Genomic DNA, 23,144 nt, shown 5'->3' on the forward strand with positions numbered 1-23,144 from the left:
GGCAAAGCGATCTCGACCGGTAAGTATACGGCAAGTGGCGCCGCGACGAAATCCGCACGAAAACGGTGCATCCGTACGAGCGCTAACATTGCTATCGCCGATGAAGGCGCATGATCGGATCCGCGTTGTTCAACACATCATAAGGAAAAATCATGCAAACTCAACCATTCACACCCGGCGCGGTGGTCAGCCGCGATGGCGACGACGGCTACGCGTCCGGCGTCTCCTGGGGCGCCATCTTCGCCGGCGCGGCGGCGGCGGCCGCGCTCTCGTTCATCCTGCTGATCCTCGGCATGGGCCTCGGTTTGTCGTCGGTCTCGCCGTACGAACGCAACGCCGCCCCGATAGGCATCGCCACGATCGTGTGGGTCGCCTTCACGCAGCTGGCGGCATCCGGCATCGGCGGCTACATGGCCGGCCGTCTGCGCGTCAAATGGGCCAGCATCCACGGCGACGAAGTGCACTTCCGCGACACCGCGCACGGCCTGCTGGCATGGGCGGTGGCGACCCTGATCACGGTGGCGGTACTGGCCGGCGGCGCGCGCGCTGTCCTGAGCGGCGCGATCGACGCCAGCGGCGCGGCAGCACCGGCGCTGGCAACCGGCGCCGCGACGGTGGCCGACAACCCGCGCCCGAACGACTACTTCGCCGACATGCTTCTGCGTTCGCCGAACGGCCAGGGCGCCACGGCATCCGAACGTGAGGAGATCACCCGCATCCTTGTCGCCGATCTGGCGGCCGGCAAAATCAGCGCCGACGACCGCACCTACATGGCGCAGCTGGTGGCCAAGCGCAGCGGCCTGTCGCAAGCGGAAGCCGAACAGCGTGTCGACGCGATCTACGGCCAGGCCAAGCAGGCGGCGGCCGACGTGAAGGCCAAGGCCATGGCGGCGGCGGAAGCGGCACGCAAGGCGGCCGCGCGTTCTGCGCTGTGGATGACATTCGCGCTGCTGCTGGGCGCCTTCGTCGCCAGCCTGTGCGCCACCATCGGCGGCCGCAACCGCGATCACGCGCGTGTCGTCACGCGCACCGTCATCTAATTCAAGGAGAATACTATGCGCTCGATACTGCTACTGCTGCTCGGCATCCCACTGCCCATCATCATCCTGATCGCCATACTGACGTAATCCGGTCGGTGTGATTTGTTAGCAAGGCGGGGATCATGCGTGATCGCCGCCTTGTGTCGTTTTGAGCCAGGCATGGCGTTACTCCAGGCTTTCATCGTATTAAAGGATGCTTTAATATGGATGGTAACTATTAAAGAAAGCTTGAAATGGCACGCGCTTCCGGCTCGTTTATCAAGGTCACCACGCTCAGCGAGACAGTGCGTGCCTTTGTGCCGCATGCCCTTCCGCCGGCCGAGCCGCCATTGGCACCTGAGTCGTACGAGGCACAAAACCGTGCGGCGGAAGTAGCGTTGGCACGGCTTTCCGCAGTATCCGGGCTCGTGCCTTCGGTTGAATGGCTGCTCTACAGCGCGGTACGCAGGGAAGCGTTGCTGACGTCTCAAATCGAGGGTATCCAGGCGACCCTGATCGACCTGTTCGATCAGGAAGCCGGTGTCGAGTTGGAAAATCGCGACGATGTCGAGGAAGTCACCAATTACATGCGGGCATTCCGCATGGTGCGCGACAATCTGCGCGATATCCACGGACTGCCGTTAAGCGTGCGCTTAATTTACGAGGCGCACCGGATACTGCTCGACGGAGTCAGGGGCGCCAGCAAACAACCAGGCCAGCTGCGCCGCACGCAAAACTGGATCGGCGGTAGCCGGCCCGGCAACGCCGCGTTTCTCCCGCCGCCACCTGAGCAAATACCCCGGTTGCTGGGCGATCTGGAACGATTCATTCATACGGAACCTAGGCAACTACCGCCGTTGGTCATCATCGCCCTCATCCATGCGCAGTTCGAAACGATTCATCCATTCCTTGACGGGAATGGGCGCATTGGTCGCTTGCTGATCACCGCGCTGCTCGAACATTGGGACCTTTTAAAGGAGCCGCTGCTGTACCTGAGCGGATACCTGAAACGCAACCAGACGGAATACTACCGCTTGCTCTCCGCCACGCGCACCGATGGCAACTGGGAGGCTTGGGTAGACTTTTTCTTGGTCGGCGTGGCCGAAGCTGCGGCCGAGGCTGAACGAAGCGTCATCGATGTGGCGACCCTGGTCGCGGCCGACCGGCGCCGGTTGCTTGGATCACCCAAGGCTGGCTCCGCCGCTTTCCGCCTGTTTGAACTGCTGCCGACGATGCCTCGCTTCACGGTGGACAAAGCTCGGCAGCAACTGGAGACGAGCTTTCCAACAGCGAATGCCGCCGTCAAGCTGCTTGAGGAACTGGGGATCGTGATGGAAATGACGGGACAGCGAAAAAACAGGACGTTCAGCTACCAGAACTACATCGAGTTGCTGGCGCGCGCGGCATAAACGCGCCGCTACAGTCGATTGTTTATGGAGCGGGTGAAGGGAATCGAACCCTCGTCGTAAGCTTGGGAAGCCGTATAAGGAATTCAGCAAAGATGTGGCTCTCCGGCCAATCTCCTCTCCCCAATTACTGCAATTCGATGAGAACGCCCGCCCGGAGGATGCTGCCAAAAATTCTGTTTGGGGAGGTGAATTTGCCGAAGTTTTATCGCTCGCAGCATTGGAATACCTGCACTATCGGAAGCTTGCCCTTAACCCATAACAGAATTGTTCTATTCCAGCAAATATTCGTATTGCTGTGGAAGTAACGCGAACTCACCGTATCCCAAATTTTCCAGACACAGTCCGCTTCCGTTGATTGTGACCGGTCCAAACATTAGTAAGAATCGGCCTACACTATCCTTCGAAATACCTTTTTCGGCCTGCATTGAGCCGCGTAACTTGAGGCAGAAATCTCCCACGCCTGGCGCCGAATGTTGAAGCGCTGTCTTCCATTTCGCAGACGTCCATAATTGGTGGTGACCCGTAATTTTTCCAAAGTAGAGCCTCGGTACAGCATTCGGTTCACTCACGTCTTCAACGCTGAAAAGGAGCTTTCGAAGTGGGACAGCATATTGAGCGCCAGGCATTACAAAGTACTTATCGAAATTCTCATCAAAATTTCGGCACATGCCTGCAATCGTGGAAATCCGGCTCGGCAGCAGAAATGACTCTCCCCGATGTCGTGCTATTGGGACTGAAGCAAGCGGCCCTTCCATATCCTCGACTGGACCTTGGTCATATTCACCCGCCTCACCTCTCGGCCCCTCCGGCCTGTCTTGCATGAACTCGCTAAGAATCACGAGGCGCCCGTCTTCAATCGCCTTACGTGCCTCCTCCTCATTCTCATATCTACGCCCCTCAGTGGGTTTTGTTCGGATACTGCACGGCGGCCGAACGGAACGCGTATGGGCGAAATAGGCCGACTTACCTGCTGAGCTACGATCACGGCCTTTGGGAGATCGAAAAAGCGGAGCGAAGCATTCGGGGCAAAACAAATGTCGCTCCATGCCAGGAAGATATTCAGAGGGGGTAACTCTCTGGCCACCGACAGGGTACTCGCCCGGAGTGTGGGACCAGTCGGGAAGATAAAGCGCATACTTGTCGGTAGAATTAGCCACAGTCTCTCCTTTACAAGAAATATTGCACAGGAAGACAAAGTTGTAAACCTATTGATAGACTGCCAGCTTAGAAGTATGATACTCCAAATCAGTTTTAACGTTTAGATTCAATGATTTACGTAGCGTTCTATGGGTTATTTAAAATAGAGTTGTCACGCTCTAAGTCATTGATTCTATGAGGCTACGGATCTTCCAATAACCCTACCTTTTGCCATTCAAAACAGTCCAGCTGGCTCCGCATCGCGATCCCAACTGTAGATAATGAGCTCGCTGCGCTCCGCGCCCTTCCCGCCCCCGACGGTGTAACTAATGCCCGTGAAATCCATCTTGAACGCTTAAATACGCGCCGTATATCGGGATGATCGTTAAGGCTGAGGATAGCCTTGCCCTTCAGGCGGGACATCACCTCAGCCATCTTTTCGTACTGTGCGAACTCGAACTCGACTCCGTAGCCTGCTGTCTGCCAGTACGGGGGATCAAGATAGAACAGGGTGTGAGGTCGATCATAACGCTCCATACCTCCATACAGTCATACCAGTCGAGGTTTTCAATAAACGCGCTCGCAAGACGCAAGTGCGCAGCGGATAGGTTCTCTTCGATGCGCAACAGATTTACCGGGGGCGCGGTCGTTGGCCGTGCCCCAGCTTTGACCTTCTACCTTTCCGCCAAACGCCTGCTGCTGCAAATAAAAGAATCGTGCGGCGCGCTGGATGTCCGTAAGCGTGTGCGGCGGCGTGACCTGGAGCCACTTGAAAACGTCCCTGCTCGACAAAGCGTACTTGAACTTCCGCACGAATTCCTCTAAGTGATTCTTCACAACTCGATACAGGTTCACCAAGTCCCCGTTTACGTCGTTGATTACTTCCACCTCGGCCGGCGGTCGCATGAAGTACAGAGCGGCACCGCCTGCGAAGACTTCAACGTAATAGCTGTGCTTTGGAAATTGGGGCACGATGCGATCTGCCAGACGACGCTTGCCGCCAATCCAAGGGATGATAGGCATCGCCATGATTGAACCTTGGTACTGTATAAAACCACAGTACAATAAGGTAAGCGTCAATACGGGATGTCGTCGGTGAATAATTGCCGACTCGCACCGCGTGTGCGGGTTGCGGCGCCGGCTTCCTCGGGCAATACGTCCGAGGAAGCGGTGTAATACGAATAGCCTTGCTGTTTACCCACTACAAGCCACCGCTCCCTAAATGTACCTACAAGTATACCTACAACGAAATCTTACTGGAATCTGTGAATTTTTTTGCCAGCCGTGAAATTGAACTGATCTCCCCTATGCAGAAGCCCCTTGCGCGACAGCCGCTATAGCGGCACTTGCCACTCCCCACCCCAGTTGCGCAGCGCCATAAAGGTCGTTCACCGTGCCGGCGGACGCGCCGATTACCACTGCTTTGATCCAAATTTTTTGTAGTAGCGTAATCTCTGCTGCTGGGCCATTGGCAATAATTTCGTCCTGCACCGGAAGCATTTCCAAGCTCATGATTCGCAATGCTTCCTTTATTGATCGCGGGCCACCAATCGAATAGTTTGCGAGGGCGCGACGCAAGGCGTCGATGTGATTCTGCAATAAAGAAATCAGCTGAGGAGAAAGACGAGAGGCCCCTATCAACTCCTGCAGATCACTAATGAGTGAATGCAACTCTTGAATTTCATCGAAAGTTGCCTCAACTTCCTCTGAACGAAGAATGCCAACAAGCATCTGGAGTGTACGGTAATGTTCCATGCTTAACATGGCTCGAAGATGGGCAAACGTAAGGTTCAACCTTTGTGGAGAGAACACCTCACGCATTTGATCTAATGCCTGCATATACAGATCTCTAGGAATAATAGCCTCCTGATCCAACTGCGATTCAAGTATCTGAATTTCTTCAAAGACTAATGCAAGCTTAGCTGCAACCTTATAAGGCATACTCACATCTTCGGCGAAAACCTCGAATGCTTCACGCCACACTGTAAGAACGGGGTCATTATCATTTTTTCGTAGAGCCAAATCGACTATTTTTAAAATTCTGGAAGCTGCGTTATACTGGGTAGGCATCTATGTTCTCCAAAGTCACTTCGTTTCGATAATGAAACATATCATAAAATTCCTGTGGCTCATAGTACCGATGATGCATCGGCGTGTTTCCCCCTATGACGGCCTCACTCAAATAACCAAAGTTACGCCAAAAACTACGCCATGAAAAATATCTTGATTGCGTTCACGATTTCCCTCACAGCATTGCCATCCTTCGCCGGATGCGTCGCTTTGGACTATCAAGAAATGAAAGACATGAAGACCGACGACCTAATCGCGGAATGGTGCACCGTTCGGAAAACGGTGAGCGCGAACTATGATGCCGGAGTCGCGGCAATGGGGTCACGGCAGCGCCAGTCCGAGAAAGCTGCATCTCAAGATGAATTCGACCAATGCATCGGCCAGGCAAAGCGTATCGCGCGGGTGCTGGAATCCAAAGGCATTCCGACAAAGGGGCTGATCGAGAAGTGCAACGCGGCCGAAGAAAAACCGCGATAACGAATCGAACGCCAGTTATCCACATTCCCGCCACTGTTACTGAAGGAAGTCGCATGAACTTGAAGAGCTCCGACAGAAATTTGGAACATTGCATTTTTTGTGGAGAGAAAGGGCCGCTTACAGGGGAACACGTCTTCTCCGACTGGATCGGCGGAATCTGCGGCGCGCCAAACCTCACCTGGACCGATCTTACCCTCACGTACAACGGCGAGACGCGCCACACCGCAATCAACGAACCGCATGAGGACGCGAAATTAGATGTCTTGTGTTATGACTGTAACAGCATCTGGGGAAGCAAGAAGCAGAGTACTGCGAAAAGACACTTAGCCCCACTTATGTTGGGGGAATGGCCACGAATAAACGAAGATGCCAAGAAAATAGTTGCATGGTGGGCGACTAGCTTCGCAATGGTTCGGGAATTTACTCATCCCGAGACAGTGATAACGCCACAGCTCGCAAGGGAGCAATTCAGAGCTACGTCTATGCCGCCGCCAGGCTGGCGAATTTGGATGCGACCTTACGAGGGTTACAGACATTTGGAAAGCAGACATCACATTTTCCCATCCATATATGGGGCAGCAGTTCCAAATGTCTTCATACAATTATTCGTCTCTGGGAAAATTGCCTTCTTCGTCTTCGGCCCTTCTGATCCCTGGTTATCGAACTACCACAGCACTGCGAGTTACTGTGTATCGAACGCCCTGATACATCATCGATTTGTGGAAATCTGGCCGACGCATAAATTCTTCCTTAAAGAGGCTCCCACGCCTATTGAAGATGCTGAATACTCAAATATTATCGACATCATGAGAGAAGCCGTACATAGCCCAATGGACTGGATGCGGCGAATCCCGCCTCCGGCCAAATAGCATAATAGCAAGGAACTCAAAATCCCGCGCCGCAAGGCGTGCCGGTTCGATTCCGGCTCCCGGCACCACTAGGATTCATGCGGGCTCCAACCAGTTTAGGCTGCTTGGAGCCCTTTTCATTTAGTTCCGCAAAAATGAACGAGTTCCGCAAAATGCGGGCGGCGCGCCCGGCTAACGATCCGAGCCACCGCCGCGAGGACCCCGCTCTTGACGCTCACGCAGATCATCTAGCGGCGCCTGCTCAGCCACCGCGGACTCGCCCTCAAGCTCACGCCACAATGCGTTCGGTACCAGCAGACTCCCACCAGTACCGCCATAGGCCGACTATTCGTATTGGTGCGCACGTAGCACGATCGAGCGCAACCGCTTGATCTCCCACAGCAGGCGAATGATGTCAGCAGGATCGCGACGCACCTGCTCCCGTTCAAGGCAACCGAGCATGACCCTCGCTATTACCTCAATTCGGTACACATCGCACCGCACGAGCACGGCGGCGCGATCCTGATCGCATGCAACGGCCACACGATGATGTGCGTGCGCGCCTCACATACTCCCGCTGACGGCGGGCCGGAATGAGCACCTTTCTAACGCTCGACGAGGTGGCCACCCGGACCGGCGCCGCGTAAAATCGAAGCAGGTTGAGCAACTGCGTACAATGGGGATCGCCTTCTGAGTGAACTCGATCGGCCGGCCGGTCGTGACCGTCGCCGCCGTCGAAGGCCGCAAGGAAGTCCCGCCGCAGAAAACGTGGGTACAGCCGAGAGTGAATCATGGGTCGAAAACCAACCGTTAATTTGAATCTCCCACCGCACATGCGCAAGCGCGTATTCGGCGGGAAGACCTACTATTACCTCCGCAGCACGATGGACGGCAAGCGGAGGGAGATTCCGCTCGGTAGCGACTTCATTTTGGCATTGCGCCGGTATGCAGACCTCAACGTCATCGACGCGCCGCATCGTTGCGCCACCTTCGCCGACGTCCAGAGAAAATACATGACCGACGCCGTTCCCAAACTGGCCAGCAGCACGGCGCGCATGTATGCGTCGGACATCAAGCACTTGATGGCTTCGTTCCAGGACGCTCCGCTGGACCAGATAAAGCCGAAGAACATCAGAATGTTCCTTGACGACAACGCCGACAAGCCCACAACCGCCAACAGGTGCAAGCGCCTGTTCTCCACTATGTGGAACCAAGCACGTGGCTGGGGATATACCGATCTGCCGAACCCCTGCGAGGGGATCAAGGGCCACGCCCTTGCTAAACGCACAGTCTACATTACTGACGCAATGTACGCCGCCGTGTACGCGCAGGCCAGTGCGCCGCTGCGCGATGCCATGGATCTCGCCTACCTGACCGGCCAGCGGCCCGCCGACACGTTGCGCATGACCGAACACGACATCATTGACGGGCACCTCATCGTAACCCAAGCGAAGACACAACAGCCCTTGCGGATTATCCTCGCCGGCAAGTTGGCCGAGCTGGTCGAACGGACCCGCGCGCGCAAGGCTACGCATAAGATCGTCACCGGCGCGCTGCTAACAAACACCAACGGCAAGCGGCTGACGGCGCCGGTGCTGCGGAACCACTTCGACGCGGCCCGTAAGGCGGCAGCCAAGGCGGCGCCGACAATGAGAGAGGCGATCGAGGGCTTCCACTTCTATGACCTCCGTGCCAGGCCGCCGACGACACGAGCGACCTTCGCGGCGACCAAGCGGCCAGCGATCTACTCGGCCACGACAGCGTCAAGACGACTCAGCGTCACTATCTCGAAGGAGAAAGATTGTCGGTTCAACAAAATAACTATAAATCCGCTGTACATACGGACAGCCCACCGAGCAGATGCAACGAAGCACCTAAAAATACTCGCACTCTGTGACGTACATCACAACAAAACTATTGTATATACACGCACAATAGGCTATCGTTCTTCTCCGCCCGCCGTTATCGGACTTCGTGTGTGACGCAGCACACATTTTGTTACGAATAGGGTTGCAAAATGGGATTTTGGACCCGATTATGTATATACGCGAGGTGGCATAGTTGATACGGTTAAGTGAGAAAATTAAGCAAAAACTAGCGGACCGGAACATCTCCCCGCTTGAAGTCGAGCAATGTTTCTCGAACCTTGAGGGAAGCTATCTGGACGACACCCGCGCAGAGCACAAGACAAATCCGACTACCAAGTGGTTCGTAGCCGAAACCGACAAAGGTCGGTTATTAAAAATTATGTTTGTACCTGGCAAAGATGGCGTGGATATCAAGTCCGCATACGATGCCAATGAGGTAGTTTGCCGCATGTACATTAAAAATGCGCACTGTTAAGGAGTGAAAATGAATACCCCCGATATCAAAATTGAAGACACGATCGAAGCGTGGGAAGATGGCCGCTTGGGAAACGATGAGCAGTTCATCCAGCGAGTTTCCAGCGAAGTGCAGAATAGTATTGACGATTCGCTGGGGCTGCAGGCGATTTCAATCCGCCTGCCGAAAGAGCTGATTGAGCAATTCAAATTGATCGCAAAAATTCATGGTATGGGCTACCAGCCACTCATGCGTGAAGCGCTCAAGCGGTTTGCCACGTCAGAACAAAAGGTCATCTTGGCCCAAATCGCGAATAGCGAGAAGAAAGAAACCTCTGAAGATGGAAAGCAGAAAGTCGAGATCGAACTGGACTTCCACGTTGAGCGTAGAGCAGCCTAACAATCTCTTTGCTATCAAGTTGCCGGCCAGATAGGCCGGCTTTTTTATGCCCAAACCATTTTCGATTTCTTATTTTTTTGGGGAGGAAGTCCGCTTTGGGGGAGGAAAACAATGGCTCGATTTAGAGGCATTTCTCCCATGGAGCGGGTGAAGGGAATCGAACCCTCGTCGTAAGCTTGGGAAGCTTCTGCTCTACCATTGAGCTACACCCGCGTGCCACGCATTCTACGCGGTTTTGTGCGTTGTTGCCAATGACGTCAGACGATTCAAGTGATCACGCCATCCGTCCCAAGATGTTAACCCCATTTGCCATGCCCGCCCTCTTCAAAAAAATACACGCCCTGATTGACGGCGCACGTATAGCCCACGCTCGGACTTGCGGTGTATGAAGGCAACGAAAAAGTGCTCATGGTGAACGCGACGGCGCTTTCCGGCTTCACCTGATCTTTAGGCCACCGCGCGTGCTCGATGGCGCGGCGGACGCGTCATTGTTCGTGCATTTGGAAAAATCAAGCTTCACGGACACGGTGCCGCCACTCATCAGTGCCCTTTCAACATCACTGACCGTGGTCAGGGCGGCCGTCGGGTCGGCTTGCGCTACTGGGGCGGCACAGCCGATAGCAATACCTCCGATTATTTTCTTAAACAACGATTTCTTCTGTTCGTAATTAAAAGAAACAGTCATCTTGCGATTTACCCATGCCAGCGGCCACGTTCAGAGCAAGATGCCCAAGAAACAGCCGGCCGCTTTTCTCAGCCCCTACAAAGTGACCGCGCCGGCACGGCGACCGCAGGAAAACACCGAAGTAAATACCTCAATTACGAAAAAAAGGTTCATATGAAAAAATCGCCCGCGCCGCGACCAGCAGCGCTTCATCTAAAGCTAATGACCGAATCATTTGCGTGGCTACGAATGATTTCCATTACTTTTGGATCATTCTTGTATTTCGAAGTAAGTCGTTTAAGCTGCTTCTGAGCAGGTTGGCAGTAACGAACTACCCCTCGCTCGATCTCCTTTTGTCGCTGCCGGCTCAAGCCACCGTCAAATTCACCGGCAAAGTGCTCGCATGCATCAGCGTTATCAATAAAAACTTGAACATCTTTGGGAATCGCATCTTTTGCGAACACTGCGGTGGTCATCGCAAAGCAAACCACGCCTACGGCTATTTTCCGTCTCATAATTCCCCCTTCTTTAAGCTAGCGCCCGTTGTTGGACCAATGCGGCACGTCCCTGCCACCGCCATGACGGAAAGTACCAGTGAGGTCGTAGATATGGGTTCCGCCGATAAACTGACGGGCCCATCGGGGCCCACTTAATTCTTTGTTGCTCCCGAGCGGACGCGCGTTGTCGCGCCTGGGCGCGAGATTGGTTATAGCCATATAGAACCTCCTTGGTCATGATTTTCCTTGCGGAAACCATCAGAGTTCAAAGAGTAATTCAGATAGTCGCGCCCCCGGTTGATCTAAACTAAGCGTGCGAACTTACTCCGGCTTCTCCACCACATACCCCTTCGCCTGCAGCGCCGCCATGTACCCCTTCGGATCGAGCAACTCCTTCAGCGGCACGGTGGCGAAGGTGGTGGCGTTGGCCGCCAGCGCATTCTCGGCGGCGGCCACCCAGCTCTCCATCACCTGCGCCTCCACCGACCTCAACCCCGGTCGGCTCTGCAGCAATGCGCTGTTGAGGATGGCCGAGTCGCAAGCGCCGTCGCGGTCGGCGTAACTGATCTTCTGGATCGCCGCGAGATCGCCCTTGGCCCAGGCGTTGGCGCGCACGCGCATGGCGTCGATATCATCCTCCAGCCGCGCCAGCGTGTTGGAGAAACAGGCGACGTCGTCGAGCGGCGTCTTCTTGAACTCCCTGAGCATCTTGACCGGATCGTCGACCTCCAGCTTGGCCAAGGTCGACGTCATCTTGATCTTGTTTTTCTTGACGATCTTTTCGATCGTCTGGCGCACCTCCTCGCCTTCCGGCGTCAGGCCGGCCTGCTCCAGTCCCTTGTTGAACAAGGTGTCGGCGACGAAGATCGGCCGTTCGCGCTCGATGCCGTCATCGTCGCCGATGTACTTCTTCTTCAGCACCAGCCAACGCGCGTAGACCGGCTCGGGCAGCAAATCCTTGAGCTGCGCGCCGTCGGGATTTTTCTTGAAGCCGACCGCGAACGGCAGCATCGCCACCTGGCGGAAAAACCCCACCTTGGCCGTCGCCCCCGGCGGCCGCAGATATTCCTGCGACTGCGCCAGGATGGTTTCCACCTCCCGCGAGCGCCATTCCATCTTTTTCGGCAGCGGCGAGTAGGTGCCGAACACCCACAGCACATGGTCGCCCTTCGAGACTTTCCACAAACCCGGGCCGGGGCGTTGACCGGCCACCAGGATGGTCTCCGTGATGGTATTGTTATCGGCGGGCGCGGACTCGGTTTGCGCCAGGGCCGGCATAGCGTTCAACGCGCACAGCGACAACGCGACCAGGCAACGACCTACGGTGAACCGGAACGGCAAGCTGCTCATGATGATCCTAAGGTTGGGACAGAATGTTGCAAAGTATATATTCCACATTCACTCGTGGGTGGGCCACGACCTCCCGATCAGGCAAGTATCGCGAGGCGCTCCCCCGGGCACAACAAGACGCACCGCGTTAAACACCCGCGTCATACCGGCTAAACAACGGCCCAAAAACCTATCCTGGTTGAAATGCTCCTGAAGCACGGCTACATTGGGGGGCTTGAATACCCGAACCCTAGGAATCGCCATGCCCCCCTCCCCCGTCGCGGCCATCAAACTGCTGGCGCTGTCGGCGATGCTGACTTTATCGGCCGCCACCCTCGCCGGAGAGACCTGCACCGTGAACGGCAAATCCTGGCCCTTGTGCGGCGGCGACAACGGCGGCTGGTCGTTCGAAAACGGTCAATACTGCGTGGCGCGCAATTTCTGTCCGGCCAACCGCACCAGCGCGCCGGCCATCGCCACCCGCGCGGCCCCCGTCGACGCGAAAGCTAATCCCAAAACCCGCGCCATCTATACCTGGCTGCGCGGCATCTGGGGCAAGAGCATCATCGCCGGCCAGACCGACCTGTCCTGGGACGATACCATCGACATGGCCGAACGCGTCCACGCCGATACCGGCAAATACCCGGCGCTGATGGGCTTTGATTTCATGGACTACGGCATGAACGGCACGGCGCTGTCCGGCCAGCACCAGACCGAGGAAGCCATCGCCTTCGCCAACAAGGGCGGCCTGGTGAGCTTCCACTGGCACTGGCGCGATCCGTCGCTGCTCAAGACCGCGCGGGTCAACCAGGCGCGCTTCTACGCCCACGAGCCGGACGCCGACAAGAACACCAGCTTCACGATCCCCGTCGCCAACGGCGCGCTGGACGCCAACAGCCCCGCCTATCAACAGATCAACGACGGCATCGACCTGGTCGCGGTCCAGCTCAAGCGGCTGGCCGACGCCAACGTGACCGTGCTGTGGCGCCCGTTGCACGAGGCCTCGGGCAACAACGGCGACGGCTGGTTCTGGTGGGGCCGCGCGCGCGCCGACGGCGTGCCGCAGGCCTACGCCAACATCCTGCTGTGGCGCCACATGTATGAGCGGCTGGTCAAGGTCCACGGCCTGCACAACCTGATCTGGGTGTGGAACGGCCAGGACCCGGCCTGGTATCCCGGCGACGACGTGGTCGACATCGCCAGCGTCGACATCTACGACAAGGCCGACAACAAGACCTATGGCGCGCAGCTCGCGAAGTACCGGCAAACCGCGCAAGCCTCGGCCGAAAAAAAGCCGATCGCCCTGAGCGAGAACAGCTACATCCCGGACCCGGACAAGATCCGCGCCGATGGCGCCTGGTGGCTGTGGTTCATGACATGGAACGATGGCGCCGGCCCCGCCGGCGTCAGTTCGCCCAACAATTTCTGGACCGGCGAGTACTTCAACACCGCCGCCCACAAGCGCAAGGTGTACCACCATCCGAACGTGATCACGCTGGACAAGCTGCCCCGGTTCTAAAGAGAGATAACTTCTCAAATCCTGCGGTGTGATGCAGAATGGCAGAGCTTTCTTACCCTGCCGAGAGGACATCCATGAAACGAGTAATCGCGCTGGGCGTGGCGCTGGCATGCGCGGCGTCCGCCGCCCGGGCCCAGGCGCCAACGCCAGCCCCAACGACGGCCGCCGCCGACCCGATCGCCGCGCTGGTCGGCCAGCTCGATCTGGAAAAGTACAAGGCCACCATCAAGAGCCTGACCCGCTTCGGCGACCGTCGCCAGGGGACGCAACGCAACCGCCAGGCGCTCGACTGGATCGAGGCGCAACTGAAGTCCTACGGCTGCGCCAACACCGAACGCCTGCAATACCAATACACGCAAGCGGCGCCCGGCGATCCGGCGCCCAAGCGCGCGCCCGGCATCCCCAGCGGCGGCGCCGGCGGGCCGCCGGGCCAGGGCGGCAGCACCTTGTTCGGCAACCGCATCGCCACCGGCGTCAACACCGACCCGATGCTGCAGCCCGACGAGAAACTGCGCGCGCTCAACGCCGAACCGACGCCGGTCGGCACCTCGCAGCGCGAGAACGTCTACTGCACCAAGGTGGGCAGCAAGCACCCGGAGGAGATGTACATCGTCAGCGCGCACATGGACGGCATCGGCTTCGGCGAGGCGGCCAACGACGACGGCTCCGGCACCGCGCTGGTGATGGAGCTGGCGCGCGTCTTCAGCGCGCCGGGCGTCGAGACCGACCGTTCGATCCGCTTCATTTTATGGAACAACGAGGAAACCGGCTTGAACGGCGCGAGCGCCTACGTCAACCAGCGCAAGGATTTGCAGGGCGTCGAGTCGCCCAAGGGATCGGGCAACTATCCGGAGCCGAAATGGCTGGGCATGATCCAGCACGACATGATGCTGTTCGATCACGGCATGCCGTTCCAGCGCATCGACGGCTACGGCAAGCCGGTGGTCGACGACAAGGGCCAGCCGGTGTTCGTCGCCCCGCCCGAGCAGCGCCTGGAGGCCGACGTCAATATCGAGTACCAGTCGGTGTCGAAACAGGCGGAAGGCTCGGCCAAGCTGGCCTGGGCCTTCCGCGCCGCCAACGACAAGTACGCGACCCATTATCCGGCCGCCGTCGGCTTCCACATGACCAACACCGATTCGACGCCGTTCATGGACCTGGTGCCGTCGATTTCGCTGCGCGAGAACGAGCGCGGCCAGCAGATCGGCTCCGGCTGGGACCCGCACTGGCACCAGCCGACCGACCTGTACGCGAACTTCTCGGACAAGGACTTCCTGCTGGGCCTGAATGCGGCGCAGACCACCCTGGCCGGCGTGGGCCAGCTGGCCGGCGTGCGCATCAAGAAGTAATTACTGCGCCAGGTAGTGCTGCGAACGCGGTCCGTACAACAGGCCGTTGGTCGTGCCGCCGCTCAGCAGGCGGGCGTTGGCCACGCCAGCCACCGGGTGCGAGGCGTCGGTGGTGCTGTTGATGATTTGCTTGACGGCCGCCGCCACCAGCGCGCCGATCAAGCCGCCCCCGCCGTTGTTGCCGCCTTCGTTGTTCGACGCGCTGGCCGAACCCGTCCACAACACGGCGCCGGTCTTCAGGTCGACCAGCTTGGCGTCGACGGCGACCACCACCACGCTGTTGACCACGGTGTAAGTGGCGCCGTACTTGGAGATCGTCATGTACAGCGCGGCGTCGGCGCCGAAGATCTCTTGCAGCTTCTTCGGATCGACGCCCTGGATGTCGGCGGCACTGGTCAAGCCGTTTTGCTTGAAGGTTTCGGCCACCACCGCCACCGGCAGCACGTAATAACCGGCCTCGGCCAGCGGATACGTCACCTGCGCGTAGACGCTGTTGCCGGCGTTGACCTCCGGCGAATTGTTCAGCGGCGGCAGCACCACGATCGAGCGCGGCTTGGCCGCCTTGAACGCGGTGTAGTCATACGAGGGGGCCTTGGTCGCGCAGCCGAACAGGAACACGGCGGGCGCCAGGCAGGCGGCCAGTTTCAGGAAACGCGCCATCATAATTTCTCACCCTTTTTCATTTTGCCCAACAGGAAGTCCATATACGCGGCCGATTCCGGGAACAGTTTTTTCTCGTCCTCGAACTGCGCCACCACCTGGTCCGGCTTGCCGGCCACCGAATACAGCATGCCCAGATGGGCGTGGAAGCCCGGCGGCACGTTGTTGCCCTTGGCGCTGATGGTTTGCAGGTCCTTTTCCATCGCGGCGATTTGCTGGTCCGGGCTCTCGCCCTTGAGGTACTGGTACACCTGCGGCTGGTAGCCCTCCCACTGATACATGGTCTTGGGCGGCGTGGCGCAGCCGGTCAGCACGCCGGCGGCCAGCGCCAGCAGGGCGGCGCGCTTGAGGTTCTTGGTCGAGGTCATGGCGGTCCTCATTGTTTTTGCGGGGTCAACGCGCCCGCCTCGACGCCGGCCACCAGGCGGTCGACCGCCTCGCGCATCGCCAGGTCCAGCACCTTGCCGTTGAGCGTGGCGTCGTAGCTGGCGGTGCCGCCGAAGCCGAGCACTTCGCGGTTCGACAGGCTGAATTCGCCCGCGCCCTGGGTCGAATACACCACTTCCGACGTCGCGATATTGACCACGTTGAGCGTGACCTTGGCGTAGGCGACCTGGGTCTTGCCACGGCCGGCGATGCCGAACAGTTGATGATCGCCCACTTCTTTGCGGCCGAACTCGGTCACGTCGCCGGTGACGATGAAATCGGCGCCCTTGATGTTCTGGCCCTGCTTCTTGTAGTCGGATTCCTGCTTGAGCTCGGACATATTGTCGCGGTCGAGCACGTTGAAGCGGTTGGTCTGCTGCAGTTGCGCGATCAGGATGGTTTTGGACTGGCTGCCCAGGCGGTCGACGCCGTCCGAGAAGATGCCGCGCATGAAGCTGGAGCGGTTGTCGAACTTGCCGACGGCGACCAGGGTGCGCGGTCCGACGTACGGACGCGCGGCGCTGGCGGCGACAGGCACGGCGATGGCGCGCGAGGATTCGGTGGCGCAGCCGGCCAACGCCGAGACGATCAGCGCGGCGGCCAGCAGTTTGCCGGTGGTGAGAGTGTTCATGTTGCCCCTAAGTGGTGGATGGACCAAAGTCGTCTGCAAATTGATATTTTGCAAGTAAATTACTTTGCAGCAATTATAGGCGATCGCGCGCCCGACAATCTCTCCAATACTCACTTTTACGGGGAAATGCGTGCGCCGTCGATACGCATGCAGTGGCGGATTACGCTGCGCTAATCCGCCCTACGTGTTTTCCGGGTTTTCCAGGTTTTCCGGTTTTTTTTGTGTTGTCGTGTCGCGCTTCAGCCCAGCGCCGGGGCCACCGCCTCCAGCACGATCTCGCGCAGCCTTTGCGCCACCGGGTTCAGTTGCGCTTCCGATTGCAGCAGGCTCAGACCGATATGCGGCAGCGGCGGCAACGCCGGCGTCTCCAGCAGGCGCACTCCGGCCGGCATGCCGACCGACGTGCGCACCGTCACCCCCAGCCCGGCGGCGACGGCGGCCCACACGCCCGACAGGCTGGTGCTGGTGAAGACGACGCGCCAGGCGATGCCGGCCCGGTCCAGCGCGTCGATCGCCGCCGAACGCATCAGGCAGGGCGCGTCAAGCATCACCAGCGGCAGCGGCGCGTTGTGGTCGGGCGCCGGCAGCGCCGCGTGCGCGCCGGCCAGCCAGCGCATCGGTAACTGGCCGAGCCGGTGCGCGTACGGCCAGTCGCCGGTCCGGTCCCAGGCCAGCGCCAGATCGAGCTGGCCGGCGCCGACCTGCTCGATCAATTGCGCGTTGCGCCCCACCCGCGCCTCGATGCTGACCTGCGCGTGCGCGCGGGCGAAGCGGCCCAGCACCTCCGTCAGCAAGTGCTCGCCGAAATCCTGCTGCATGCCGAGGCGCACGCCACCGGCCAGCTCGGCGCCGCGCAACGCCGCCACCGCCTCGTCGTTCAGCTCCAGCAGGCGGCGCGCGTAGGCGAGCAGCGTCTCGCCCGCCGCCGTGAGCTCCATGCCGCGTCCGGCCTTGCGCAACACCGGCACGTCCAGTTGCTCCTCCAGTTTCTTCAGCTGGGCGCTGACGGCGGAGGTGGAACGCCCCAGCCGGTCCGCCGCCTTGGCAAAACTGCCCAGCTCGACACCGGCGGCAAAGGTGCGCAACACATCGAGGTCGAACGTGATCTTTCGCATAACCGTCCCGTTTTATTGAACTATTGATCAAAATATTCCTGATTTTCAGTACTAACTTAGTCCTGTATCGTGAAGCTGTCAATCAAACAAACGGAGGACACCATGCCCATGAGCCGCATCTCGCTACTGAAGGGAAAATCGCCCGACTATTTGCGCGCGCTAAGCGACAGCCTGCACGCCGCCATGGTCGAGGCGTTCAACGTGCCGCCGACGGACCGCTTCCAGGTCATCCACCAGCACGAGCCGCATGAACTGATCTTCGACCGTGACTATGAAAGCCAGGGCGGTCCGCGCTCGGACGACTTCGTCATGATCGCCATCACGGCCGGCAAGCCGCGCACCACGGAAACCAAGCAGGCGTTCTACCGCCGCCTGGTGGAGCGTCTGGCCGAGGCGCCGGGCATCAACCCGCGCGATGTGCTGGTGGTCATCACCACCTCGCTCGGCGACGAGTGGTCGTTCAGCGGCGGCGCGCCGGCCGCGACGCTGCTGCGGGGAGTGGGATCATGATCGCCATGCAGTACGGCTTCGTGCTGCCGGCCGATTACGATATGGCGATCGTGCGCGGGCGCATCGCCACCAAGGGGCCATTGCTGGATAATTTGCCGGGGCTCGCGTTCAAGGCCTACCTGTATGCGGAGCGCGGCGAGTCGGTCGAGAACCTGTACGCGCCGTTCTACCTGTGGCGCGACGAGGAGTCGATGCACGGCTTCCTCAATGGCGCCGGATTCGCGGGCGTGGCGCGAGCCTTCGGCTGGCCGTCGGTGCGCACCTGGACGCCGTGGCACGCCAGCGTCGGCGCGCGGGTGCGCGAGGCGCGGCACGCGACACGCGCCATCGAGGCGATCGCGCCATACAGCGATCTGGCCGCGCTGCGCATCAAGGAGGAGGAGTATGCGCGCCAGACGCTCGCACGCGGCGCGCTGGCCGTGGTGATCGGCTTCGAGCCGGTGACGTGGAGCGTGGTGCGCCTATGCCTGTGGCACGATGCGCAGCCGGCGGACGACGGCGCGCTGCGCTACCGCGTCGGCCACCTGTCGGCACCTTAATCTTTGTGCGCGTAAGGCGAGGTGTTGTCACGAAGCTGCCGCTTGGCGTCGGCGGCATCGGTGGCGGAAACCATCGCGCTGCGCGTGCCGGGAATACGGCTGCCGGTGACCAGCGACTGGTCGCGAACCTTGACCGGGCCGGCGTCGGCGGAAGCGACGGCCGGCGCCTCGGGCGACTCCGTCGTGGCGCATCCTGTCATTCCAACCATCGTCATCAACGTTGCGACCAAGAGCATCTTGTTCATAACTTCTCCCTGACTTGCGGTTTTGAATTTACAAATTAATAACCAATAGTACCAAGTTAACGCCCGCGCCAGAATTTTTTTTTAAATCAGCCCTGCGCGCTTTCCACTAGCCGGGCACCATGACGCGCGCGGCGGCGTTCTTGATATAGCGGGCGGCGGCACTGAAGCCGGCGCGTTCGGCCATCGTCAGCCATGTCAATGCCTGGCCGGCGTCGGCGCGCACACCCTGCCCCGCCAGATACATCAGCCCGAGGTTGAACTGCGCGCGGGCGTGCCCCTGGTTGGCGGCCTGCAGATACCAGTGGTGGGCCCGCGCATAGTCTTGCGCCAGCCCCTGGCCATTGTCGTAGCGCAGGCCGAGCGTGAACTGGGCCAGCGTGTGCCCCTGCGCCGCCGCCTTGGCGTACCAGCCGTTGGCCTGCGCGCTGTCCGGCTGCGGCCCCTCGTCGTTATCGAACAGCAGCGCGAGGTTGTACTGCGCCGCCGCGTAATCCTGTTCGGCCGCGCGCCGGTACCACTGCATCGCCTTGCGCAAGTCCTTCGGCACGCCGCGCCCCGTTTCGTAGCGCAGGCCCAGATCGAACTGCGCCCGCAGGTGGCCCTGGTCGGCCGCCTTGCGGTACCAGAAAATCGCTTCCTGATGATCCATCGGCACGCCATGGCCGGCGTCATACAACAGGCCCAGATGGTACTGCGCGCCCGGATAGCCCTGCTCCGCCGATTTGCGGTACCAGAACTGCGCCTGTTCGTAATCCTGCGGCACGCCCTGTCCATGATCGTAGCGCAGCCCCAGATTGTTCTGCGCGCCCGCGTGGCCCTGCTCGGCCGCCTTGCGGTACCAGTCCAGCGCCTTCTGCTCGTCGCGCGGCACGCCCTGGCCGTTATCGTAGATCAGGCCCAGGTTGAACTGCGAGCTGGCGTGATCCTGTTCGGCCGCGCGGCGGTACCACAGGATCGCCTTCTGGCTGTCCTGCGCGATGCCGTCGCCCTTGTCGAAGCGCAGCGCCAGGTTGAACTGCGCCGGCGCATATCCCTGGTCGGCCGCCTTGCGGTACCACGACATGGCCTGGCCGACATCCTGCGGCACGCCCTGGCCGTTGTCGTAGCGCAGGCCAAGGTTGAACTGCGCGCGCGCGTAGCCCTGCTCGGCCGCCTTGCGGTACCAGGCGATGGCCTGCTTGAAGTCCTGCGGCACGCCCTTGCCGGTGTCGTACATCATGCCCAGATTGTTTTGCGCGCCGGCGTCGCCCTGCTCGGCGGCCTTGCTGAACCAGTGCATGGCCTTCTGCGTGTCGGCGTCCAGGCCCTGGCCCTTGGCGTACAGCCAGCCCAGGTTGTACTGGGCGGCGGCGTAGCCCTGCTCGGCGGCCAGCTGGTACCACGCCGCCGCCTCATGATAATTCTGCTCGACGCCCTGGCCCTTCTGGTACATCACCCCGAGGTTGTACTGCGCGTGCTCCAGCCCCTGCATCGCCGCCTGGCGATACCACACCACCGCCAGCTCGAAGCTTTGCGCCACGCCCTGGCCGTTAAAGTACATAAAGCCCAGGCTATGCTGGGCGTTGGCGATACCGCGTTCGGCTTGCTGCTTAACGCGCAGGAACTCCGCTGTGTGGGTGCTGCCTTTATCGGGTCCGTCGGGCGTGTATTTCGTCATGCTGCTTCACTGATTGTTCAAGCCTGGATTGCGACCATGGCCGGTTGGGTGTCCATATTCGGCGCCGGATGGAGCGCGGCGTGCGCGTTCGGCGGCGACCCGGCGCCGGCCGACAAGCGGCTCTGATCCTGCAGCACGTCGATAAAGCTGAGCAGGGAGATCGGCCGATGGTACAGATAGCCCTGCATCGTGGTGCAGCCGTTGGCCTGCAGGTAGCGCGCCTGCACGTCGGTCTCCACGCCCTCGGCCACCAGGTGCAGGCCAAGGCCGCGGGCGATCGAGATGATCGCCAAAATCACCGGGTAGTGGCCGTTCTCGTCGTGGATCTCCTTGACGAACGACTGGTCGATCTTGATGGTGTGGATCGGGAAGCGGTGCAGGTACGACAGCGACGAGTAGCCGGTGCCGAAATCGTCGATCGCCACCGACACGCCCAGCTGGCAAAGCTTGTTCAACTGTTCGATCGCGTACTGCGGATTGCGGATGCAGATGTTCTCGGTGATCTCCACCTCGATCTGCGCCGGCGAGATGCCGTAGCGCGTCAGCGCGCCGCGCATCTTCTCGAAGAAGTCGCCGCGGTCGAGATATTGCGGCGACAGGTTCAGCGACAGCCGTATCGCCTCGCCGCCGGCCGCGTTCCACTGCAGCAGATCGCGGCACAGCGCGCCCAGCATCCAGTCCGAGATCGGCAGCATCAAGCCGTTCTCCTCGGCGAACGGCAGGAACTCGCCGGCCGACAGCAACCCGCGCTGCGGATGGTTCCAGCGCATCAGGCCCTCGGCGCCGATGATGCGGCCGGTGGCGACGTCGAGCTGCGGCTGGTAGTACATTTCCAGCTCGTTGAGCTCCAGCGCCTTGCGCAGGCTTTGCTCGAGCGCGATCTTCTGATGCGACACGTCGAGCATCGAGTCGTGATAGAAGCTATGGCCGTTCTTGCCCAGCGCCTTGACCTGGTACATGGCGATGTCCGCGTGGCGCAGTAGCTCGTCGATGGTCTCGCCGTCGCCCGGATAGATGGCGATGCCGATCGAGGCGGAGATGTGCACCTCGTGGCCATCGAGGTCGAACGGCTCGTGCAGGCTTTCGAGGAACTTGTCGGCGATGGCCTTGGCGTCCTGGCGGTCGCGCAGCTCCGGCAGCACGATGGTGAACTCGTCGCCGCCCTGGCGCGCCAACGTGTCGCCGCGGCGCAGGCATTCCTTGAGCCGCTGCGACACCTGCTGCAGCAGCTCGTCGCCCTTGACGTGGCCCAGCGTGTCGTTGACCAGCTTGAATCGGTCCAGATCGATGAACATCACCGCCAGCTCGGTCAGTTTGCGCTTGGCCTGGATCACGGCCAGGCCCAGACGGTCCTTGAACAGCATGCGGTTCGGCAGGTCGGTCAGGATGTCGTGGTAGGCCTGGTAGGAGATCACCTCCTCGGCGCGCTTGCGGTCGGTGATGTCGCGGGCGACGCCGTAGGTGCCGAAGAATTCGTGCTTCTTGACGCTGCTGTTGTCGGGAACGTGCATGCCGATCGCGTTGAGCGAAATCGTCATCAGCGTGTTGTTGAAGGTGCGCTCGATGCCGCCGCCGGTGTTGCACTTGAGGCGCAGCTCGACGTTGCGCGAGGCCCGTTCGTCGACGCGGCGCTCGTTGAAGGCGTAGCGCGCGCGCTCCTGGTCCTCGTCGTGCACCAGGATCGAATAGTGCTTGCCGATCAGCTCCTCGCGCGTGAACCCGAGCAGCTGCTGCACGCGGTCGTTGACGAACGTGAATTTGCCTTCGTGGTTGAGCGTATAGATGATGTCGGGCGAGCTGTCGACCAGGTAGCGGTACATCTTTTCCGAGTTTTCCAGCTTGGAGGCGATGCGCTCGTTGTCGATGGCCAGGCGGCGCTTTTGCAGCGCGTTCTCCACCGTCTTGAGCAGCTCCTCGCGGCTGTACGGCTTGCGCAGGTAGTCGTAGGCGCCGCGTTTGAGCGCGCCGATGGCGGCGTCGATGCCCACTTCGCCGCTCATGACGATGACGTCGCCGTCGATGCCCTTGGCGTTGATGAAGTCCATGATCTCGTGGCCGCTCATGTCGGGCAGGCGCAGGTCGAGCAGGATCAGATCGAATTTCAGTTTGATCAACTGCGCCAGCGCCTCGCTGCCGCAGGTGGCCGTCACCAGGTGGTAATCGCGGTCGCGCAGCAGCTCGTAGAGCGACGACAGCAAACGCGGTTCGTCGTCCACCAGCAGGATGCGGGGTCGGTTGTCGGCGGCTTGGGCGACGGGGGTTGGGTCGTCCGAACTCGTTTCTGGGGCGGCGTAGCCGGCGGGAGTCAGGTTCATCATGGCC

22 protein-coding genes, 1 tRNA gene and 1 pseudogene are annotated in these 23,144 nt (G+C 60.0%); 10 read left to right on the plus strand and 14 right to left on the minus strand.

The features are described 5' to 3' along the window. The first annotated feature begins 152 nt into the window (after window positions 1-152). Both JOD97_RS27895 and JOD97_RS27900 read left to right on the plus strand, forming a co-directional pair. Window positions 153-1,040: a hypothetical protein gene (locus tag JOD97_RS27895; protein WP_229264770.1), complete on the plus strand. Its 888-nt coding sequence runs from the start codon at window positions 153-155 to the stop codon at window positions 1,038-1,040. A gap of 233 nt (window positions 1,041-1,273) precedes the next feature. Then, window positions 1,274-2,428 carry a Fic family protein gene (locus tag JOD97_RS27900; RefSeq protein ID WP_209725751.1) on the plus strand — a complete coding sequence of 385 codons (1,155 nt, stop codon included), beginning with the start codon at window positions 1,274-1,276 and terminating at the stop codon, window positions 2,426-2,428. Window positions 2,429-2,697: 269 nt separating this feature from the next. Here JOD97_RS27900 and JOD97_RS27905 read toward each other — a convergent pair whose 3' ends face one another. From JOD97_RS27905 to JOD97_RS27915, 3 genes and pseudogenes are all read right to left on the minus strand, one after another. Further along, entirely contained in the window at window positions 2,698-3,585 is an 888-nt protein-coding gene (locus JOD97_RS27905; protein ID WP_229264771.1) for a hypothetical protein, read from the minus strand. Between the two features lie 215 nt (window positions 3,586-3,800). Beyond that, window positions 3,801-4,594: pseudogene (locus JOD97_RS27910) on the minus strand (DNA adenine methylase). Between the two features lie 276 nt (window positions 4,595-4,870). Continuing rightward, the gene (locus tag JOD97_RS27915; RefSeq protein WP_209725752.1) at window positions 4,871-5,635 is read right to left on the minus strand and encodes a hypothetical protein; all 765 of its coding nucleotides are present in this window, start codon (window positions 5,633-5,635) and stop codon (window positions 4,871-4,873) included. A gap of 141 nt (window positions 5,636-5,776) precedes the next feature. Here JOD97_RS27915 and JOD97_RS27920 point away from each other — a divergent pair, with 141 nt between their 5' ends. From JOD97_RS27920 to JOD97_RS27935, 4 genes are all read left to right on the plus strand, one after another. Further along, window positions 5,777-6,112 carry a hypothetical protein gene (locus JOD97_RS27920; protein ID WP_209725753.1) on the plus strand — a complete coding sequence of 112 codons (336 nt, stop codon included), beginning with the start codon at window positions 5,777-5,779 and terminating at the stop codon, window positions 6,110-6,112. A gap of 53 nt (window positions 6,113-6,165) precedes the next feature. After that, window positions 6,166-6,981, plus strand: coding sequence for a hypothetical protein (locus JOD97_RS27925; protein WP_209725754.1), 816 nt, complete (start codon window positions 6,166-6,168; stop codon window positions 6,979-6,981). Window positions 6,982-7,751: 770 nt separating this feature from the next. After that, window positions 7,752-8,942 carry a tyrosine-type recombinase/integrase gene (locus JOD97_RS27930; protein ID WP_229264772.1) on the plus strand — a complete coding sequence of 397 codons (1,191 nt, stop codon included), beginning with the start codon at window positions 7,752-7,754 and terminating at the stop codon, window positions 8,940-8,942. Window positions 8,943-9,312: 370 nt separating this feature from the next. Next, entirely contained in the window at window positions 9,313-9,681 is a 369-nt protein-coding gene (locus tag JOD97_RS27935) for a hypothetical protein (RefSeq protein ID WP_209725755.1), read from the plus strand. Between the two features lie 139 nt (window positions 9,682-9,820). Here JOD97_RS27935 and JOD97_RS27940 read toward each other — a convergent pair. The 4 genes from JOD97_RS27940 to JOD97_RS27955 form a co-directional block, all read right to left on the minus strand. Continuing rightward, window positions 9,821-9,894, minus strand: a tRNA-Gly gene (locus JOD97_RS27940). Window positions 9,895-10,117: 223 nt separating this feature from the next. Continuing rightward, a complete protein-coding gene (locus JOD97_RS27945; RefSeq protein WP_209725756.1) occupies window positions 10,118-10,366 on the minus strand; it encodes a VirK family protein in 249 nt (82 codons plus the stop codon). 188 nt (window positions 10,367-10,554) lie between these two features. Next, a complete protein-coding gene (locus JOD97_RS27950) occupies window positions 10,555-10,821 on the minus strand; it encodes a hypothetical protein (RefSeq protein WP_209725757.1) in 267 nt (88 codons plus the stop codon). A 342-nt stretch (window positions 10,822-11,163) separates the two neighbouring features. Beyond that, window positions 11,164-12,192 (minus strand): TraB/GumN family protein, encoded by a 1,029-nt coding sequence (locus tag JOD97_RS27955; protein WP_209725759.1) that lies wholly within the window; start codon window positions 12,190-12,192, stop codon window positions 11,164-11,166. A 241-nt stretch (window positions 12,193-12,433) separates the two neighbouring features. Here JOD97_RS27955 and JOD97_RS27960 point away from each other — a divergent pair, with 241 nt between their 5' ends. Beyond that, window positions 12,434-13,690, plus strand: a complete 1,257-nt coding sequence (locus JOD97_RS27960) for a glycosyl hydrolase (RefSeq protein ID WP_229264773.1) — start codon at window positions 12,434-12,436, stop codon at window positions 13,688-13,690. 74 nt (window positions 13,691-13,764) lie between these two features. Next, window positions 13,765-15,039: a M28 family peptidase gene (locus JOD97_RS27965; protein ID WP_209725761.1), complete on the plus strand. Its 1,275-nt coding sequence runs from the start codon at window positions 13,765-13,767 to the stop codon at window positions 15,037-15,039. Here the strand turns inward: JOD97_RS27965 and JOD97_RS27970 are convergent, their stop codons facing one another. The 4 genes from JOD97_RS27970 to JOD97_RS27985 all read right to left on the minus strand — a co-directional run bounded on the left by JOD97_RS27970 (window position 15,040) and on the right by JOD97_RS27985 (window position 17,871). Continuing rightward, window positions 15,040-15,702 carry a DUF799 domain-containing protein gene (locus JOD97_RS27970; RefSeq protein WP_209725763.1) on the minus strand — a complete coding sequence of 221 codons (663 nt, stop codon included), beginning with the start codon at window positions 15,700-15,702 and terminating at the stop codon, window positions 15,040-15,042. It abuts the gene before it with no gap. Beyond that, complete coding sequence (locus JOD97_RS27975; RefSeq protein WP_209725765.1) at window positions 15,699-16,067, minus strand: DUF4810 domain-containing protein; 369 nt, start codon at window positions 16,065-16,067, stop codon at window positions 15,699-15,701. Before JOD97_RS27975 ends, JOD97_RS27970 begins: the two co-directional genes overlap by 4 nt. An 8-nt stretch (window positions 16,068-16,075) precedes the next feature. Continuing rightward, on the minus strand, window positions 16,076-16,756 hold the full coding sequence (locus tag JOD97_RS27980) for a CsgG/HfaB family protein (RefSeq protein ID WP_209725767.1): 681 nt from the start codon (window positions 16,754-16,756) through the stop codon (window positions 16,076-16,078). Window positions 16,757-16,995: 239 nt separating this feature from the next. Continuing rightward, the gene (locus JOD97_RS27985) at window positions 16,996-17,871 is read right to left on the minus strand and encodes a LysR substrate-binding domain-containing protein (RefSeq protein WP_209725769.1); all 876 of its coding nucleotides are present in this window, start codon (window positions 17,869-17,871) and stop codon (window positions 16,996-16,998) included. 102 nt (window positions 17,872-17,973) lie between these two features. On the opposite strand from JOD97_RS27985, the gene JOD97_RS27990 reads away from it, so the two are divergent. Then, window positions 17,974-18,381, plus strand: a complete 408-nt coding sequence (locus tag JOD97_RS27990; RefSeq protein WP_209725770.1) for a tautomerase family protein — start codon at window positions 17,974-17,976, stop codon at window positions 18,379-18,381. After that, a complete protein-coding gene (locus JOD97_RS27995) occupies window positions 18,378-18,920 on the plus strand; it encodes a DUF4865 family protein (RefSeq protein ID WP_209725772.1) in 543 nt (180 codons plus the stop codon). The genes JOD97_RS27990 and JOD97_RS27995 overlap by 4 nt, the downstream gene beginning before the upstream one ends. Here JOD97_RS27995 and JOD97_RS28000 read toward each other — a convergent pair. From JOD97_RS28000 to JOD97_RS28010, 3 genes are all read right to left on the minus strand, one after another. Continuing rightward, complete coding sequence (locus JOD97_RS28000) at window positions 18,917-19,165, minus strand: hypothetical protein (RefSeq protein WP_209725775.1); 249 nt, start codon at window positions 19,163-19,165, stop codon at window positions 18,917-18,919. The two genes, JOD97_RS27995 and JOD97_RS28000, sit on opposite strands and share 4 nt — an antisense overlap. 106 nt (window positions 19,166-19,271) lie before the next feature. Continuing rightward, window positions 19,272-20,822, minus strand: a complete 1,551-nt coding sequence (locus tag JOD97_RS28005; protein WP_209725778.1) for an SEL1-like repeat protein — start codon at window positions 20,820-20,822, stop codon at window positions 19,272-19,274. A 17-nt stretch (window positions 20,823-20,839) separates the two neighbouring features. Further along, window positions 20,840-23,137: an EAL domain-containing protein gene (locus JOD97_RS28010; protein ID WP_209725901.1), complete on the minus strand. Its 2,298-nt coding sequence runs from the start codon at window positions 23,135-23,137 to the stop codon at window positions 20,840-20,842. Window positions 23,138-23,144: the final 7 nt, after the last annotated feature.

This window comes from Duganella sp. 1411, from assembly GCF_017833525.1.
Lineage (GTDB): Bacteria > Pseudomonadota > Gammaproteobacteria > Burkholderiales > Burkholderiaceae_D > Rugamonas.